The 17,571-nt window shown below is 42.8% G+C and carries 14 protein-coding genes; 6 read left to right on the forward strand and 8 right to left on the reverse strand.

Going from position 1 to position 17,571, the window contains the following annotated elements; all coding sequences use genetic code 11:
- Window positions 1–24 precede the first annotated feature (24 nt).
- The 3 genes from J7384_RS08640 (at window position 25) to tnpA (ending at window position 4,489) form a co-directional block, all read left to right on the forward strand.
- Window positions 25–2,103 carry a methyl-accepting chemotaxis protein gene (locus J7384_RS08640; protein ID WP_209113070.1) on the forward strand — a complete coding sequence of 693 codons (2,079 nt, stop codon included), beginning with the start codon at window positions 25–27 and terminating at the stop codon, window positions 2,101–2,103.
- 53 nt (window positions 2,104–2,156) lie between these two features.
- Window positions 2,157–3,863: a HAMP domain-containing methyl-accepting chemotaxis protein gene (locus J7384_RS08645; protein ID WP_209113072.1), complete on the forward strand. Its 1,707-nt coding sequence runs from the start codon at window positions 2,157–2,159 to the stop codon at window positions 3,861–3,863.
- Window positions 3,864–4,048: 185 nt separating this feature from the next.
- The gene (tnpA, locus tag J7384_RS08650; RefSeq protein ID WP_209113074.1) at window positions 4,049–4,489 is read left to right on the forward strand and encodes an IS200/IS605 family transposase; all 441 of its coding nucleotides are present in this window, start codon (window positions 4,049–4,051) and stop codon (window positions 4,487–4,489) included.
- 70 nt (window positions 4,490–4,559) lie between these two features.
- On the opposite strand, the gene J7384_RS08655 is transcribed toward tnpA, so the two are convergent.
- The 8 genes from J7384_RS08655 to J7384_RS08690 form a co-directional block, all read right to left on the reverse strand.
- Complete coding sequence (locus J7384_RS08655) at window positions 4,560–5,987, reverse strand: methyl-accepting chemotaxis protein (protein ID WP_209113076.1); 1,428 nt, start codon at window positions 5,985–5,987, stop codon at window positions 4,560–4,562.
- A 265-nt stretch (window positions 5,988–6,252) separates the two neighbouring features.
- A complete protein-coding gene (locus J7384_RS08660) occupies window positions 6,253–7,767 on the reverse strand; it encodes a hypothetical protein (protein WP_209113078.1) in 1,515 nt (504 codons plus the stop codon).
- Between the two features lie 179 nt (window positions 7,768–7,946).
- Entirely contained in the window at window positions 7,947–8,552 is a 606-nt protein-coding gene (locus J7384_RS08665) for a DUF84 family protein (protein ID WP_209113080.1), read from the reverse strand.
- A gap of 23 nt (window positions 8,553–8,575) precedes the next feature.
- Entirely contained in the window at window positions 8,576–9,190 is a 615-nt protein-coding gene (locus J7384_RS08670; RefSeq protein ID WP_209113082.1) for a glutathione S-transferase family protein, read from the reverse strand.
- Between the two features lie 90 nt (window positions 9,191–9,280).
- A complete protein-coding gene (locus J7384_RS08675; protein ID WP_209113084.1) occupies window positions 9,281–10,207 on the reverse strand; it encodes an SPFH domain-containing protein in 927 nt (308 codons plus the stop codon).
- 97 nt (window positions 10,208–10,304) lie between these two features.
- Window positions 10,305–11,876 carry a threonine ammonia-lyase, biosynthetic gene (gene ilvA, locus J7384_RS08680; RefSeq protein WP_209113086.1) on the reverse strand — a complete coding sequence of 524 codons (1,572 nt, stop codon included), beginning with the start codon at window positions 11,874–11,876 and terminating at the stop codon, window positions 10,305–10,307.
- Window positions 11,876–13,732 (reverse strand): dihydroxy-acid dehydratase, encoded by a 1,857-nt coding sequence (ilvD, locus tag J7384_RS08685; RefSeq protein WP_209113088.1) that lies wholly within the window; start codon window positions 13,730–13,732, stop codon window positions 11,876–11,878. The genes ilvA and ilvD overlap by 1 nt, the downstream gene beginning before the upstream one ends.
- A 90-nt stretch (window positions 13,733–13,822) precedes the next feature.
- Entirely contained in the window at window positions 13,823–14,749 is a 927-nt protein-coding gene (locus J7384_RS08690; protein ID WP_209113090.1) for a branched-chain amino acid transaminase, read from the reverse strand.
- Window positions 14,750–15,221: 472 nt separating this feature from the next.
- On the opposite strand from J7384_RS08690, the gene J7384_RS08695 reads away from it, so the two are divergent.
- The 3 genes from J7384_RS08695 to J7384_RS08705 all read left to right on the forward strand — a co-directional run bounded on the left by J7384_RS08695 (window position 15,222) and on the right by J7384_RS08705 (window position 17,413).
- Complete coding sequence (locus J7384_RS08695; RefSeq protein ID WP_247741704.1) at window positions 15,222–16,259, forward strand: YifB family Mg chelatase-like AAA ATPase; 1,038 nt, start codon at window positions 15,222–15,224, stop codon at window positions 16,257–16,259.
- A gap of 655 nt (window positions 16,260–16,914) precedes the next feature.
- Window positions 16,915–17,151: a hypothetical protein gene (locus J7384_RS08700; protein WP_209113092.1), complete on the forward strand. Its 237-nt coding sequence runs from the start codon at window positions 16,915–16,917 to the stop codon at window positions 17,149–17,151.
- 55 nt (window positions 17,152–17,206) lie between these two features.
- A complete protein-coding gene (locus J7384_RS08705; RefSeq protein ID WP_209113093.1) occupies window positions 17,207–17,413 on the forward strand; it encodes a hypothetical protein in 207 nt (68 codons plus the stop codon).
- The last annotated feature ends 158 nt before the right edge of the window (window positions 17,414–17,571 follow it).

Raw genomic sequence — 17,571 nt, forward strand, 5'->3', positions numbered from 1 at the left:
TAGATTAGTTTCAGGGTTTAGATAATGACATCGACATTAAAATTTCGATTAATGATGACGCTTATTTTTATTGGTGTTATCCCTGCTTTAGTTGTTGGTTCAGGTGCATTTTATATTTCGAGTAAGTCTTTAGAAGAGTATGTCTTTGCAAAACTGACCAGCACTAGAGATGTGATGAAAACCAGAATTGATGGTTATTTTGATAGTGCTCGTAAAGATATTGTTTTGCTTGCTGACAGTAAAGACGTGCAGGACTTATATAAAACGGCCAAAGTTTATAAAAAACACGAAGAGATCAAAGGTTCTGAAGCCTTCAATACCGACACCTATGAATATCAAGAGATACTCGCAACCAAGGGTGGGAGTCTAAAAAATTTAGTTACCCATAAAGGCTATGCAAATGTCTTACTCGTAGCAGCTGATAGCGGTCATGTCGTATATAGCGCAGAAAAAAATGACGACTTTGGCACTAGCTTAAAGTTGCAATCTAACACTAATAGTCCGCTTGTTAGTGTTTGGCGTAATGTTACTCGAGATAAGACAATTTTTTATCAAGACTATGCACCTTATGCCGCACAAAATAACCAAGTAGTAGCTTTTATTGGTGCGCCGGTTTTCAACTTAAAACGAGATGTTGTAGCTGTTGTCGTTTTGCAAATCTCACAAAAAATAATCAATGGTATTACCGGCCAGCGCTCTGGCATGGGACAAACAGGTGAAAGCTATTTGGTTGGCCCTGATCAATTAATGCGGTCTGATTCGTACTTGGCACCAGATAAATTCTCTGTCGCAAATTCCTTTTCTGCTTCTACTTTAGGTAAGGTTCACAGCCAAGCAGTCGATCAAGCTTTATTAGGTCAGTCCGGAACAAAAATCATTAATAGTTATTTAAATACGGATGTACTGACGGCTTATACTTCTATTCAATTTGGTAATCATACTTGGGCTCTGATTTCTGAAATTAATGAAAATGAAGCCTTTTCAGCAATCGACACAATGAAATATATCATTTTCGTTATCTTAACTGTTGTCGTTGCACTTGTGATTGTCACTGCTGTCTATATTAGTAGTTCAATTACTTCTCCAGTTAAAAAAATGACAGGTTTCCTAAATGAACTTGCTTTAGGACATATTGACAAGCGCACGCAGTTGTCTCGCAAAGATGAAATTGGCCAAATGGCAAACTCTCTAGATAATCTAGCCAATTATTTGGAATATGATCTCGTTAAAGGGCTACAAAATATTGCGGAAGGGGACTTGAGCCAGCCCATTACGCCAAAGGATACTAACGATGTGATTAGTCATGCATTGATTAAAACCAATAGTGATTTGACTAATATTGTTCATGATATTTCTGGTTATACCAATAACTTAGTTGTACAGAGTGATAAAATTTTGCACTCTAGCGATAATATTTCTAACAGTTCTGAATACGCACAACAAGCGTTAGAGTCTATTTCGACATCATTACTAGAAGTAGGGCGTGTTACCGACAATACTGCAGAGAAAACGGTATCTGCAGACCGACTAGGTGCATCTGCTGCAAAATCAGCAGTCATGGGCAAAAGCCAAGTAGAGGAAGCTGTTGCTGCAATGGAAGATATTAAGGCGGCAACTGACAATATTTCCTCTATTTTAGTTGCGATTGAAAACATTGCCGATCAAACCAACTTACTAGCACTTAATGCTGCTATTGAGGCTGCTAGAGCTGGTGATGCTGGTCGAGGCTTTGCTGTTGTTGCTGACGAAGTAAGAACTCTTGCCTCACAAAGTACGCAAGCCGCTACAGAAACCGCTGAACTGGTGAAGGTTGTTGTTGACAAAACTCAAGTGGGGACCAATATTACTTTAACTTCAGCACAGAGCTTAACTGAAATTGTCGACGCAGTAGAACAAGTGTCAGACATCATCGGCGATATATCGAGATCTGCTACCGAGCAGTCTTCAGCAGTCAGTGAAGCTAATGAGAACTTGATTAAAATTGCAGATGTAAATAAACAAACGTCCGAAAGTGCTCAACAAGGTCTAGAGGTATCTCAGGAGCTAGCGTCATTCTCAAGTGGTTTAAAGGATATTGTCGCGAAGTTTACGTTGAAGAATTAACACAACTAAAAAACTGTTATAGTTGGTAAAGTTTAATTAAAAGGAGTTGGTATATGACTATAAAAGCTCGGCTGTTTGCCGTTTTATTGCTGATTGTTTTATTACTTTTTGGTGCCATCGCGGCGCAGAACGTTGCTAGTTATAGTAACGAACAGCAAACTGACAAAGGCAATACTCGTTACCTATCTTACTTGCTTGCTGATGAGTTTAGGCAAAGCTCAATGGACTTGACCCGTTTGTGCCGTACGTACGTTGCAACTGGGGAACAACAGTATTGGGACGCTTATTGGCATATTGTTAACTGGCGAAATGGCGATGCTGCGCGACCGAATAATGTTGATCCAGCGCTTTACCCGGGAGCGAGAAAAAAGCAGAGCGACATTATGCGCGAACTTAATTTCTCAGCGAGCGAATTTGAACTATTGAGTGAAGCTAGCAAAAACTCCAATGCTCTTATCGCGACCGAAGATCAGGCGATGAAATCGATTCAACAAGGTGTTGTTGTCGCTGGCCCACATCAAGCATTGCCGGGTGAAAGCGTGCAAGATTTTGCCTTGCGAATTGTCTTTGACCAGCAATATCACAATGAAGTGGTTAACATCATGACGCCGGTCAATCAGTTTTTTCAAACCTTAGACTCTCGTACAGCTCAAGACTTATCTGACTCTCGCCAACAAGCAAAGCTTTGGTTAACCGTTAGCTTAGTGTGCCAAATCATGGTTGCAATTCTGCTTTCTGTTTTGGCTTTCTTTATTATGCAAAGCTTGTTTAAACCGCTGCAGCAAGCAGTAAATGCCATGCTCAATATTGGCGAAGGTGAGGGTGATTTAACTAAGCGCTTAAATGAACAAGGCAACAATGAATTATCCGCTTTGGCTCGTGGTTTTAATTCGTTTTCTAAACATATCCAAGATGTTGTGATTGAGTTGAGACAATCAATTGACGAGATATCGAGTTCATCACATCAATTGAGCTCAACCGCTAGCTCTACTGAACATGCATTAAGCCAACAAAAAAGTGGTATCGAGCAAGTCTTAATTTCACTAGAGCAAATTTTGCCCGCTGTTGAAGAGGTTGCCCGCAATGCCAGTAATGGTGTTGAGCAAGCAAGTGTCTCTGACCAAGCGGCAAATGAAGGCTTAACCGTAGTCGCTGAAGTGAATGAAAACATTGGCTTGCTTGAAGGCGATATCGACAATGCCTCAACGGTTATTAATAAACTAGCACGTGACACAGATGAAATTGGCTCAGTATTAGATGTAATTCGCGGCATCGCCGACCAAACGAACTTATTGGCATTGAATGCTGCAATCGAAGCGGCAAGAGCGGGTGAGCAAGGACGAGGTTTTGCTGTCGTTGCCGATGAAGTTAGAACCTTAGCTCAACGCACGCAAGACTCAACTGCGGAAATTCAGCAAATGATTGAAAAACTTCAATGTGGTGCTAAAGATGCCGTTGACGTTATGGGATACAGCAAGCAAAGAACAATTGCTTGTGTCGACAATAGCCGCCAAGCTGGGGATGCTCTGGCTAAAATCACGACGGCAGTTGCCGCTATTAGTGACATCAGCCAGCAAATTGCCGCTGCTACTGAAGAACAAAATGCGACGATTGGTGAAATCCGTCGCCATGTCGACGATATCAACCAACAAGTAGAGCATACAGCTAGAGGTTCACAAGAAACTGCATCAAGCAGTGCCTATACTACTCAATTAACTGGCCAAATTAAGGGGTTAGTAGAGCAGTTTAAGACTCAATAAGTCTCAATTGTAAAAGGCAAAAACATAACTAAAGGCTTCATAATTTTTTATGAAGCCTTTTTTATTTTCTTGACAGCTAAACCACCTACTTTAGTAGGTGGTCATTGTTAAAAAGGCTATGCCTGAAATATCTACTCATGTTACATCCCCGTTTGATTTTTAGCGAAGTCAAATAGGAGACTAACATGAGTAGATATGAGCAAGCATCGCACGTATTTTGGCGGTGTCAATATCATATAGTTTGGACACCGAAGTATCGGTTTAGAATATTGAAGAATAATATTGGTAAGGATGTTTACCGATTTATTCATATTTATTGCGATAAGCTTGGTGTAAAAGTGATGGAGTTAAATGTACAAATAGACCATGTACATATAGTCGTTAAAGTCCCACCGAAGTTATCAATTTCTCAATTGATGGGATGTTTAAAGGGAAGGTTAGCCTTAAAGCTATTCAATAAATATCCGCACTTACGTAAGAATAAAGCATGGGGTGGTCGTTTTTGGCAACGAGGCTATTTCGTTGACTCTGTAGGTATTAACGAAGAAATCATCAGGCGTTATGTATGGCATCAAGACAAGATGGAGAAACAAGAAGAGAAACGTCAATTACATTTACTAGGATAACCCAGCCCCCTTGTTTAGGGGGCTTACGCAAAGCCACCTTCTTTAGAAGGTGGATTCTTTACTGGAAGAATTAAATCGTTCTACCTTTTTGAACGAGTTGCTGCAAATTAGCCGCCATTTGGTGAAGGCTATCGATGGTTTGTGCAATATGGTTGGCACCTTCTTTTACCTCAAGCGCGGTAAGCTGATTGTTGGTCGCTGTGGTTGCCATTTGTTGAACTGAGCCCATGGTTGTATTGATACCTTGCTCACTATTTGCCATTGAATCTTGAACTTGGATAAAGCCGCTAAAGGCTTCATTAACCGCATCTAAAATATCGAGTAGCTGTTGACCTGCATTCGACACGACTTTTTCACCTTCGTTAATACTCTCTGTCGCTGAAATTAAACTCTGCTGTATTTCGGCTGCAGTGGTATTACTTTGAGTTGCAAGTGAACGCACTTCATCGGCAACAACGGCAAAACCTCGTCCCTGTTCACCTGCTCGAGCGGCTTCTATCGCGGCGTTTAAGGCCAATAAATTGGTTTGTTCGGCGATACCAGAAATCATTGTTGCAGCGCGGTTGATCTCTTCGTTGTTTTGTTTGATCTTGCCCATCGACTGTATGGTTAATTCAACTGCTTTTTGGCCACTTTCAGCGTTGCGCTTGGCGTCGTCTAGTTTTTGGTTTACGGCATTAGATTCTTGTGCGCAATGTTTTATATTGTCGGAAATTTCTTCAAATGCATCTTTAACCGTGCCTGATGATTGTTCTTGTGATTGAGCCCGCTCATTAAGCGAAGAAATATTCTCTAAGATAGTTTGTGTCGTTACTGATAGTTGCTCGGTAGCTGCTGCGAGTGTCACAGTGTTATTGTCTGCGTTTTCTATTAGTTCGAGCATTTGTTGGCCTTGGCGCTCCGATTCATTTTTCGCCTGTTCAGTCGCCAGTATTGCCTGCGCAGTTTGGTCGTTACTTTTAACTCGGTGTTGTTCCATCACCGCTATCAATAAGCCGTTAACGATTATTGCGCCGATCAAACTCATGGCAGTAGGCCCGCTGTTGTCGCCAATCACTAATTCTGCTGTAGGTAAGCCTCCAGCACTTTGGATAAAATAAATAACAGCCGTTGAGATTGCCATTGCGATTAACCAAAAAATACCCTGCTTGTAGCCGACAAGGATGGTCGCAACAACAGGTACAATCACTAACCATCCGTTGGTGCCTGAACTGGTGCCTCCGTTGAGATACATTAGTGCGAGAGTTAACCAAAAAGTACCAAAAACGATATTACTCGCTGCCAGTTTCAGTAAGCCGAGCTTTAAAAAAGGCAGTGAAATTGCAACTTGTATTGCAACTAAAACAATAGCAAAGGCACTATTATCGGCTTCCAAACTATAAAAAAACGAGGCGTAAACAAAGCTAGAAGCGAATAATATAAGGCTAAATACCAAGCTGAGTTTAGCTGTATATAGCTGGTTTGGATCTTTGTACTGAGACAAAAAAAACTCATTCATCAGTGTTGTTCCTAGTTTTAAGTGACTTGGCTGGTGTTCATTATAACTTTATTATATTTTGATTTTTTAACAATAACGACAAATTTAGTTATCGACCATAATTCAACAAATGTTAAAGGTAATTTGTAGATATACAAATACACTGAGTAGCAAAAAAACTTCGTAGTAAGCTGGGAAAGGTGAACCGGCAGAGTTTGAAATGTTTAATGGTAGGACAATAGTTTGCCTCAAAGTACGTTAAGTACTTCGAGGCTTTTACTCAGGGCTAATATTTTGCCGCTGTGTTTTTGTCAGGCAAGCTTGCCTGAATAAATTGGCGAATATCGTCGTTGGCTTGCTTGAGGTCTTCTTTTCTCAAATACATCATGTGACCACTGCGATAACCTTTAAACGATAATCTATCTCGCATTAAGCCACTTGGGTCGAGTTGCCACATGGTGTACTTGGCGTCAAAGTAGTTGGTCGCGCCATCGTAATAACCTGACTGCACCATCACGTTTAAGAAAGGATTTTGTGCCATAGCTTGACGCAGGTGCTCACCGCTATTGTTATTGCTGCGATCCCAAGGGTGAACATTGCCAAACATATTGTATTTAATATCGGTTTTGTAGTTTAACTCTTCGCGCAAATAATAGTTTATTGCTGGTGTAAAGCTGTGTAACCACGAAGTTAGTTCGGCGTAGTAATCAACGCGACTACCTGCAACTTTTTTGTCGATACCTAAGTAACGAGAGTCGAGTCTACCTATGGTTTGCTTGCGCGGTTTGAGTAGTGTTTTCCAAAAGTATTGGGTGTCAATGTCGAGGTTATTGTCTAACACTTGTTGTTCAGATAACCCTGAAAAATAAGCGACTTGCTTCGCTATGTTTTGTTTTTCGGCGGCATCAATAAAGCCACCTTTGGCCAGAGCAGGCAAGTACTGTTCAATGGTAAATTGTTCAGCCTTTGGCAATATATCGAGTAAGTCTTTGCTTTGTAGCGGCTCTGGCAGTGCCTTGTGATACCATGCGGCGGCCGTAAAATACGGCAAGCGATTCGCGGCCTTGACTGAGCCTTTTCTATCGATACCGATATCAGTAGGTGAGACTAAAATGACGCCGTTCAAATACATCCATTGTTGGTTTTGCAGCGCCAGTGCTAAACCTGAAACTCGTGTGGTTCCGTAGCTTTCGCCAATTAAATACTTAGGTGAACGCCAGCGGTTATTGCGGCTGACAAAAGTGTTAACCCATTCAGCTAAATATTTGATATCGGCATTAACACCGAAGAACATTTTCTTTTGTTTTTCTTTGCTTGGCATTTTACCGTCTTTGCTGGGCAATACCCGTGAATAGCCGGTGTTGACTGGATTGACAAAGACGATGTCGGCAATGTCTAAAATTGAATGAGGGTTTGTTTTAACGCCATAGGGTTGTAGTGGGTAACCCTCGTCGTCAACATTGAGTACTTTAGGGCCAGTGTACGCCACGTGCATCCATACTGATGCTGAGCCAGGCCCGCCGTTAAACGAGATAATTAGCGGTCTAGCGCTATTGTCTTTAACATCTGTGCGTTGATAGTAAGTATAGAATAAGCTCGCAGTTGGTTCGCCGTCTTGATTCCACACGGGTTGCGTGCCTGTCGTTGCCGAGTAGCTAACTTTTTTACCATTAATACGGGTACTGTGTTTAGTAACCGTGGTTTCGTCAATGGCGAGATGACGGCCGTGTTCCATGGTGTTTTGGGCGGATACTAAACTTGGTATTAACAGTAAGACCAAGTAAATGATTGTTTTTTTCATTGTTATCTACTCTGGACAAAGGAGTGATAAGGATAACGCAAAGAAAATGTTAAGCGAGAGAAATGCGCTGAGTGGATTGTATTTTTCGGTGGCTAAACATTAGCGTTAGTCGTTGGAGCGCTAACGCTAGCGTTTATTTTTAGCTGGTCATATTCAATTGGGTGGCTGACGTCGAAGCCTTATTGATTGAACAATAAAGGTTTAATAAAAGGTGCCAGCGCCAGAATAACGGCTTGTTGGTAAGTATCACCGCGGGTCGCTAAGTTATTGGTTAATAACCCCATTGCGCCACCTTGTTGTTTGATGTTTTTGGTGTTGAATAGTCTATCCATGACATCGCCAAGCTCTTCTCCAGCCACTAGTGCATCGTAAACAGGCAAAGGCAGCGGTAAATCTGCGCTGCGGCCAATGCTTTTAGTCGTAGTACTAGACAATTGATGGCAATCTGGGGTATCAATACCTTGTTCAAGCTGCTCGCTTTTATTATCCGTTTTCTCAATCACTATGTAAGCAAAAGCGCTAACACCGTGGGCGAATTTATCAACGCCGCCTTCAATAGCAATATAAAAGTCGGCCTGCGTTTGCGAGCGACAATATTGAACGCGATTTTCCGCACCGAGTAAGGTTTCTGCTTCGGTCATAGGTTGCTCGGCAACACCTGAAGGGGCGCTGATCCCGACGCAGTCAATAGTGTGGTCAGGGTATGCTAAGGCTAATGCTTGCTTAGCAGCAGCAACTTTGATGGGGTTTTTAGAGCCGACAACGGCTTTGATTACATTTGTCATTTTAGTGTATTGGTTTCGTGTTGTTATCGTTGCTTCATGGCAACGTATTGCTTTGTATTGGCTATTCTAGTTAACCAAGCATTTATATTGGGGTAGTTGCTCAAGTCAAAGCCACCCTCATCGGCGACATGGCTATAGGCATACAAGCTGATATCAGCAGTGGTGAGCTGATCTCCGGTTAAATATTGGCTTTGGCTTAATTGTCGCTCCATGGTTGCCAGTGCGCGATGACCACCAGCTTGTTTACTTTGGTATTCAGCTAAACGATCGTCGGGAAGGTTTAAGTATTTATTGATAAAGCGAGCGACAGCAATATAAGGCTCATGACTGTATTGTTCAAAAAACTGCCACTGTTGGACTTTTGCCAAAGTAAATTTGTCTGTCGGCAAGAGCTCAGAGTCGGCGGCGAGATAGTTGATAATAGCATTGGACTCACTAAGGCTGTTGCCGTTATCAAATTCGAGGTAAGGAATTTTGCCGTTGGGATTTTTTGTGGTGAAATCTGGCGTTTTGGTGTCGCCATTGAGGATGTCGAGCTCAATCCATTGATAATCTTGACCTAACTTTAAGCCAACTAGCGCTGCGGTCAGTTGGATTTTATAGCAATTGCCAGACATTGAGTCGCCATAAATTTTCATCGTTTAATCCTCTTGGTGTGACACTGCGTAAAACTATTGGAAGTGCTTCGAAACAAAGCAATGAGCCAATCAGGCTCATTGCTAATCAGCTTACTTCTCTTTCATATTCCACAGAATATCTTGGCCGCTGCCCATAACCGTAGTGGGCAGCTTGCCGTCCCATTGCTGGGCTTTAACGTACTCTACCAGTACCTTGTTGGCTTTGATTGCTTCTGCTTTTTTCTTAATCGCTTCGGCTTCGGCTAAACCTTTTAGGCGAATCGCTTCTGCTTCCGCTTTTGCTTCAGTGGTAATGGCATAAGCTGAACCATCTGCACGCGCCTTTTCTGCATCGCGTTTCGCTTCTGCGGTGTTTACTTCACGCAGAGCTTCCAGTTTTTGACGCTCTAATCTGTGCTTTTCGGCCTCGGCCAGGTTCTTTTCAGTTTGCTTGGTTTCAATACTTTGTAAGTATTTTTTTGGCAGTACTAAATTTTCAATTTGCACACTATCGAGTTTGACCGGAAATTCATTCATTGTTTGCAGAAGCTTTTCTTCTATTTTTTGAATGACTTGGCCGCGATTTTGAACAATTTGTTCGGCTTTAAATCTCGCTAGCGCGTCTTTTGCTGCTGAGCGCAATCTCGGGTCTAATATGCGGTTTTCAAATTGGTCTAAGCCGCCGTAGTTTTTGTATAGCTCAAAGGCTTCTGAGCGGATTACCGTCCAGTTAACTGACACTTCTGCTTGCACCGGCATTTGTTCAAAGGTTGAAGCTTTTAGCGCTTCAGCATTTTTTCGCGTTCTGATTTCTAATTCTTCAATTGAATCGGCGAATGGGACTTTAAAGTGAAGACCGGGATTTACTTGTGTTGTGGCTTCGCCAAAGCGCTTAACGATACCAACATGGCCCTCGTCGATGGTATAAAACACGCTCCAAAGTACGCTCAGTATTGCAATGCCGACAACACCTGCAGTGATAGGCTTTTTCATACTGTTAGCGTTCATGGTCGTGGTCTCTAATCCGTTTTTTAGCATTTTGATCGCTCCTTTTAATTTTTAACCCCTACATAAAATAAAAGCATTGACATAATATGTCAATGCTTTTGGTGGTTACTGAGTTTTAGCGATTAAACTAATGACGCAGAAATGCTTGATAAGCTTGGTTGTCTGTTTCTTCTTGCCATTCGTAACCAAGATCAGCGAGGTGCTCGGCAAATGCGCCGTCGTCTTCACCTAACTCAAAGCCTGCCAGTACTTGGCCAAATGCTGCTCCGTGGTTGCGATAGTGAAACAGCGTGATATTCCAGTGTTCGCCAAGGGTTAACAAAAACTGTTCAAGCGCACCCGGGTACTCGGGAAACTGAAAGCGAAAAATACGTTCGTTAGTCACTTGTGGCTTGTGACCACCAATCATGTATCTAACGTGCAGTTTTGCCAGTTCGTTGTCGGTAAAATCGTTGACGCGATAGTCTAAATCACTTAGCGAATTAATTAATTGCTGGCGCTCATCACTTTCTCCCGAGAGGCGAAAACCGACAAAGATATTGGCTAAATCGCTACCGGCGTAGCGATAGTTAAACTCTGTGATGACACGGCCGCCCAAGCTCTGGCAAAAGCGTTTAAAGCTGCCTTTTTGCTCGGGAATTGTTACTGAGAACACCGCTTCTTTTTGTTCACCAAGCTCACAGCGCTCCGAGACATAACGCAAACTGTGAAAGTTCATGTTTGCACCTGATAAAATCGCCACTAGCGATTCGTCACCTGCGCTGGTTTGGCAATACTTGTTAAGTGCCGCCAACGACAATGCACCGGCTGGCTCCGCAATAACACGGGTTTGCTCAAAAATATCTTTGATTGCCGCGCAAATTTCGTCGCTGTTCACCGTAATTACATCATCACAAAAGTGCTTAATGACATCGAAGGTATGTTGGCCAATGCGCTTGACGGCTACGCCATCGGCAAATAAACCGACTTGTTCAAGATCTACCGGTTCACCGGCTGCAAGTGCCGCTTTTAAACAAGCAGAATCTTCCGCTTCAACGCCGATAACCTTGATTTCAGGCTTGAGTTGCTTTAAATAAACCGCCATACCGGCGAGTAAACCACCGCCACCGCAGGGAATAAATACCGCATCGATGTGGTTGAGCTGTTGCAGCAACTCTTTCGCTACTGTGCCTTGGCCGGCGATAACATCGGGGTCATCAAACGGCGCTATAAAGGTTTTTTGTTCTTGCTCTGCAATTTCAAAAGCGGCGGTTTGCGCCTCGTTAAAACTTTTGCCCATCAGCCTGACTTCACCACCTAAACGCTTGACGTTATCCACTTTTATATCAGGTGTGGTGATCGGCATCACTATGGTTGCCTTAATGCCAAGTTTACTGGCTGCTAGTGCTAACCCTTGCGCGTGATTACCAGCAGATGCAGCAACAACACCGTGAATGCATTGATCTTCAGCTAAGTTAGAGAGCTTGTTGTAGGCACCTCTAAGCTTGAACGAGTGCACGGGTTGTTGGTCTTCGCGCTTTAGATACACTTGGTTGCCCAAGCGAGTTGACAGTTTAGTCAGCGCGGTCAGTTCACTTTCAATGGCTACGTCGTAGACTGGTGACAGTAAGATGCGTTTCAGGTAAGCCAAACCAAGCAGGTCTCGCTCATTGACGAGATCTACTTGCTTTGAACTAATCGATTGTTGTGCTAGCGACATTACTCTTCACCGTCGAGTAGGGCGCGATTGCGCACCGCACCTTTGTCAGCACTGGTGGCTAACATGGCGTAGTTTTTCAGAGCATAGCTGATTGGGCGTACGCGATCTTTCGGTTGCCAGCCTTTGTTGCCTTTGGCGTCTTGCGCTGCTTTACGAGCGGCTAAGACATCGTCAGCAACTTTAAGTTCAATGCTGCGGTTTGGAATGTCGATCTCGATAATATCGCCTTGTTCAACGAGTGCAATAGTACCGCCGCTGGCTGCTTCTGGTGATGCGTGGCCAATGGATAAGCCAGAAGTACCACCAGAGAAACGACCGTCTGTGATCAGCGCACATTTAGTGCCTAAGCCCATCGATTTTAAGTAAGTGGTTGGGTACAGCATTTCTTGCATACCCGGGCCGCCTTTCGGGCCTTCGTAGCGGATAACGACAACTTCACCAGCGACCACACTGCCGTTTAAAATACCTTCAACAGCATCGTCTTGGCTTTCAAAAACATGAGCAGGGCCAGTAAAGGTTAAGTTTTCTTCAGCAACACCCGCGGTTTTTACAACACAGCCGTCGACCGCAAGATTACCCGACAATACCGCTAAACCACCTTCGAGCGAAAACGCGTTTTCAATTGAGCGAATACAACCGTTTTCGCGATCGTCGTCTAGCGTATCCCAACGACAATCTTGGCTAAATGCTTTAGTGGTGCGAATACCTGCAGGGCCAGCGCGGTAGAATTTCTTCACGTCTTCGTTATCGGTAACCTTGATATCGTACTCGGCGATAACATCGGCTAATGTAGTTCCTAGAACATTTGGTACGTCGGTATTCAATAAACCAGCGCGAGCCAACTCACCTAAAATACCGATAACGCCACCGGCGCGGTGAACGTCTTCCATGTGATATTTAGGGGTTGATGGTGCAACTTTACAAAGTTGCGGGACAATGCGAGAAAGCTTGTCCATGTCGGCCATGGTGTAATCAACTTCTGCTTCTTGCGCTGCCGCTAACAAGTGCAAAATAGTATTGGTTGAGCCACCCATGGCAATGTCTAAACACATGGCGTTGTGCAGTGATTCTTTGCTAGCGATATTGCGCGGCAACACGCTTTCATCGTTTTCTTGATAGTAGCGCTTACACAAATCAACAATGCGCTTACCGGCACTTAAAAATAATTGCTCGCGGTCAGCGTGAGTCGCTAGCATTGAACCATTACCCGGTTGCGATAAACCGAGCGCTTCAGTTAAACAGTTCATTGAGTTTGCGGTAAACATACCTGAACACGAACCACAAGTAGGGCAGGCTGAACGCTCGACTTGCGCCGCTTGCTCGTCTGAGACTTTTGGATCAGCACCTTGAATCATGGCATCAACTAAGTCGAGCTTAATGATTTGATCTGAAAGCTTGGTTTTACCCGCTTCCATGGGCCCGCCAGAAACAAAAATCACAGGAATATTAAGGCGCATTGCCGCCATTAACATACCCGGGGTGATTTTGTCACAGTTAGAAATACAAACTAAAGCGTCAGCGCAGTGGGCGTTAACCATGTATTCTACTGAATCGGCAATTAAGTCGCGTGACGGTAAGCTGTAAAGCATACCGCTGTGGCCCATAGCAATACCGTCGTCAACGGCAATGGTATTAAACTCTTTGGCAACACCGCCAGCTTCTTCAATAGCGCCCGCAACTAATTGTCCCATGTCTTTGAGGTGAACGTGACCGGGAACAAATTGGGTGAATGAGTTAGCAACGGCAACGATTGGTTTACCAAAGTCGCCATCGGTCATTCCTGTGGCGCGCCATAGGGCACGAGCGCCTGCCATGTTGCGGCCTTGGGTTGAAGTTGCTGAACGTAATTTAGGCATGGTGTTATCCTGCGTACTGTAAACTGTTGTGCTGACCCTTGTTGTTATCAACAAGGGCGAGAGTAACGCACCTGAGTGCTAGATTATTTGCTATGCGACTGGCTCTAACCAGCCCCATTTGTCTTCGGTTTTTCCAGTGAAAATACCGAAGAAAGTTTCCTGTAATTGTTTAGTGATTGGGCCGCGTGAGCCAGTGCCAATTTCGATACCGTCGATGGTTTTTACTGGCACAATTTCAGTGGCAGTGCCACACATAAAGAACTCATCTGCTAAGTATAGGCTTTCTCTTGAAATTGGCTCTTCGCGCACTTCGTAACCGAGCTCTTTAGCAAGGGTAATCACGGCATCGCGAGTTAAACCTTGTAAAATTGATGCGGTTGCTGGTGGTGTATGTAAAACGCCTTTCTTGATTAAGAATAAGTTTTGTCCAGCACCTTCACTGACCATATTGTTAACGTCTAACGCGATACCCTCGGTATAGCCGTGACGGGCAGCTTCAGTAGAAATTAGTTGTGAAGACAAGTAGTTACCACCAGCTTTAGCCGTTGTTGGCATAGTGTTTGGCGCTAGGCGATTCCAGCTTGAAACACCAACGTCAACGCCGTGCTCGACAGCTTCTGCACCTAAATAAGCTTCCCAACTAAACGCGGCAACCATTAAGTCTGCTTTTGCATCTGTTGGTGGACGCAAGCCCATACCAATATCGCCTAAGAAAGCCAATGGACGCAGATAAGCTGCTTTTAATTTATTTTCAACAACAGCGTCTTTACATGCCTGAATCACTTCTTCTTGGCTGTAAGGAATGTTCATGCGGTAAATTTTCGCAGAATCAAACAAGCGTTGAATGTGTTCTTCTAGGCGGAAAATACAGGTGCCTTTGTGTGTATCGTAGGCGCGAATACCTTCAAATACAGAAGAGCCGTAATGTAAGGCGTGACTCATGACATGCACAGTGGCATTTTGCCATGGCATTAATTCACCGTTAAACCAAATGAGTTCGGCATTTACTTTAGCCATAATTTACTTCCTAACCTTATATTGCTGTGACCGCGGTATTTATTGAGCTTGCTTGTTGTTTTGCAAACCAAGAAATACCTTGCTTTGAAAATAACCACTATAGCAAATTGCACCTTTGGGTAACATGACCTGACAATGGTTGTCGGGCACTGTTAACGACCAACTGTCAATATATCTGCTCGCTCAGATACTGACCCAGTAATTAAACAAAAACCCCCGGTCTTTTCAGAGCGAGGGTTTGTTTCATGCTATTTCGGTTATTGCAATAAACACCCTCGCGATGATTTGCCAATCACCACGACCAGAATACTAATAATAACATTGTGTAGACTTGCTTGTTTTTGCATGTTTACCCGAAAAAGATGAATAAAAAAATCTGTTTATTTTCTTTTTAAATTAGTATCACAGGTCGAAATAACAAAGCAAGCGTTTTTGTTAGTGCTTTTTCTAACGGTGCGTCTGATTTTGTTATATGTCTTCATTCAACCTTGCGGCTTGTGGTTCGCAATATCGACTAGCCTTGGCTACACTCAATGTTAACAATGACGATGAGATGGATCTTTTTATGTCGCTTGCTTGTGTTTATAGCCGTGCTCGCATTGGCTTAACATCACCTCTGGTTACCGTTGAAGTTCACATTGCCAATGGCTTACCAGCGTTTGCCATTGTTGGCCTACCGGAGACCTCGGTAAAAGAGGCCAAAGACCGAGTGCGTAGTGCCATTTTAAACTGCGGCTACGAATTTCCTGCCAAACGCATCACCATTAACCTCGCCCCTGCAGATTTACCCAAAGAGGGCGGGCGATTTGATTTGCCAATAGCGGTAGGTATTTTAGTGGCATCGGGACAAATGGCGGATACTGACTTAAGCCAATACGAATTTGCCGGCGAGCTCGCGCTGTCGGGTGAACTTAGGGCCATTATTGGCGAAATACCGCTGGCAATGGCGTGTCGGCAAAGCCAGCGTACTTTGGTGTTGCCAATGGCGAGCGCTCAACAAGCAAGCTGGGTACCTGAAACTAATATTATTGCCCTTGGCCATTTGCAGCAGCTCTATCCACATTTTGCTGGTCAGCAAGCATTGTCTTTACTCGGTCATCAATCTTTGGATCAAGTTGACGCAAAAACTGAACTTGATATGGCTGATGTCATTGGTCAACCGCTAGCAAAGCGCGCCTTGGAGTTAGCCGCCAGTGGTGGTCATAATTTATTGCTAATTGGCCCGCCTGGTACTGGCAAAACCATGCTTGCCAGTCGCCTGCCGGGTATTTTGCCGAAGATGTCTCAGCAGCAAGCACTGGCAACGGCTGCAATTAAGTCGATTAGCCCGGATAAGTTTGATCCGAGCCAGTGGTTTCATCGGCCATTTCGCGCACCTCATCACACTGCTTCATCGGCGGCGTTAGTGGGTGGTGGCAGTCAACCACAGCCCGGTGAAATATCATTAGCGCACAATGGCGTATTGTTTTTGGATGAGTTACCGGAGTTTGTAATTGGTCAAATTAATTGAGATTTAGACGGGCTAAAAGAGAGTTTTTTTTGAGTCGTAATTTTAACTTGAATCTATTTCAAGTATTGATAATTACAAGAGGTGATGCAAATCTACAATAGAAGTGCAAATGACTTTAAAAGGCTTCGTTAGGTAACTAGGAATCTTTTTGAGCTAAAGTTGTAAACTTCATGAATATTTATGCTTCAATTGACCTAGTTTATAACAGCTTGAAAATAAATAAGTAGAGATATACATAGTTTGGTTTTGAAACTTACTTTTTACGCTATATTTTATGAATAACTTCAAAGTATGTAGGTAAGTGATGACTGGCATCGAAATTTGGATAATTTTAATTATTACTATATGTATACTTATTTTTGGCTTCTCTTTGATTATTATGAATGCACACAATATTGAAAAACTTGCTAATAAATATCTAAGTAATTTTTTTCGTGAGTAAATATCATTAATGCTTAAGGTTTTGATTTTTAATTTTTTTATTGGTTGGGAAGGGTGGTGTAAGTCTTGATTAGGGACATAAGTAATATAAATAGAGGCATGTTAATTTGGATTTTGAAACATCTCATACTTTTATGATGTAGTGGTATAACAAATTTGGCCACTACAAGGCAATATAACTATTACAAAAATGTAATCATAGGAAAGCGTTTTTATGCATTGGGAAAAAGTTGAAGCAATTAGCCTTAATGGTCAAAAAGAAATTAAAAACTCAGACTCTTATAGTGCATCAGGACATCATAATTCGCTTTTAAATATGTGTAATATTATGAGAGCGAAAGTAGTAGGTGGGTGGTTGGTAAAAGCATATAAAGGTCACGGAGGGATAACTTTTGTGCCAGACCCAAACTATGATTGGGAAGATATAGAAGAATTCTATAAAACCCTATAAGCCTCATATTGAAAACATATGAATTTAAATATTAGAAAATCTGTAGGAGTACACAGTGGCATCAAATGTTCAGTTAAAAGCAGAATTGCAGGCTAACAATAAATATTCATTAGAAATGATAATGGGCGACCATGTTGTATCAAAAACGAATCCAATATTTGAAACTATAGAAAATGCTCATGAATTTGGTGTGGCTGCTATGAAAAAAGTTTGGCCTGACATTAAATTGGAAATTATCTCTGTCGAGCCTAGCCCAATGTGAGTATGGATTACAACCTTGACTCATAGATTTTAGAGTCCAAGAAGCTGCATTAACTTGATTATATATTTTAGCAGCAGAACTCATTCTATCTAATTATTCGGAACAGAGGCATTAGCCAAAGTAAGAGTAAAATTATCAATACGGACAAGAATATTTAT

It is taken from the genome of Endozoicomonas sp. G2_1, assembly GCF_017744155.1.
Classification (GTDB): domain Bacteria; phylum Pseudomonadota; class Gammaproteobacteria; order Enterobacterales; family Alteromonadaceae; genus JAGHQT01.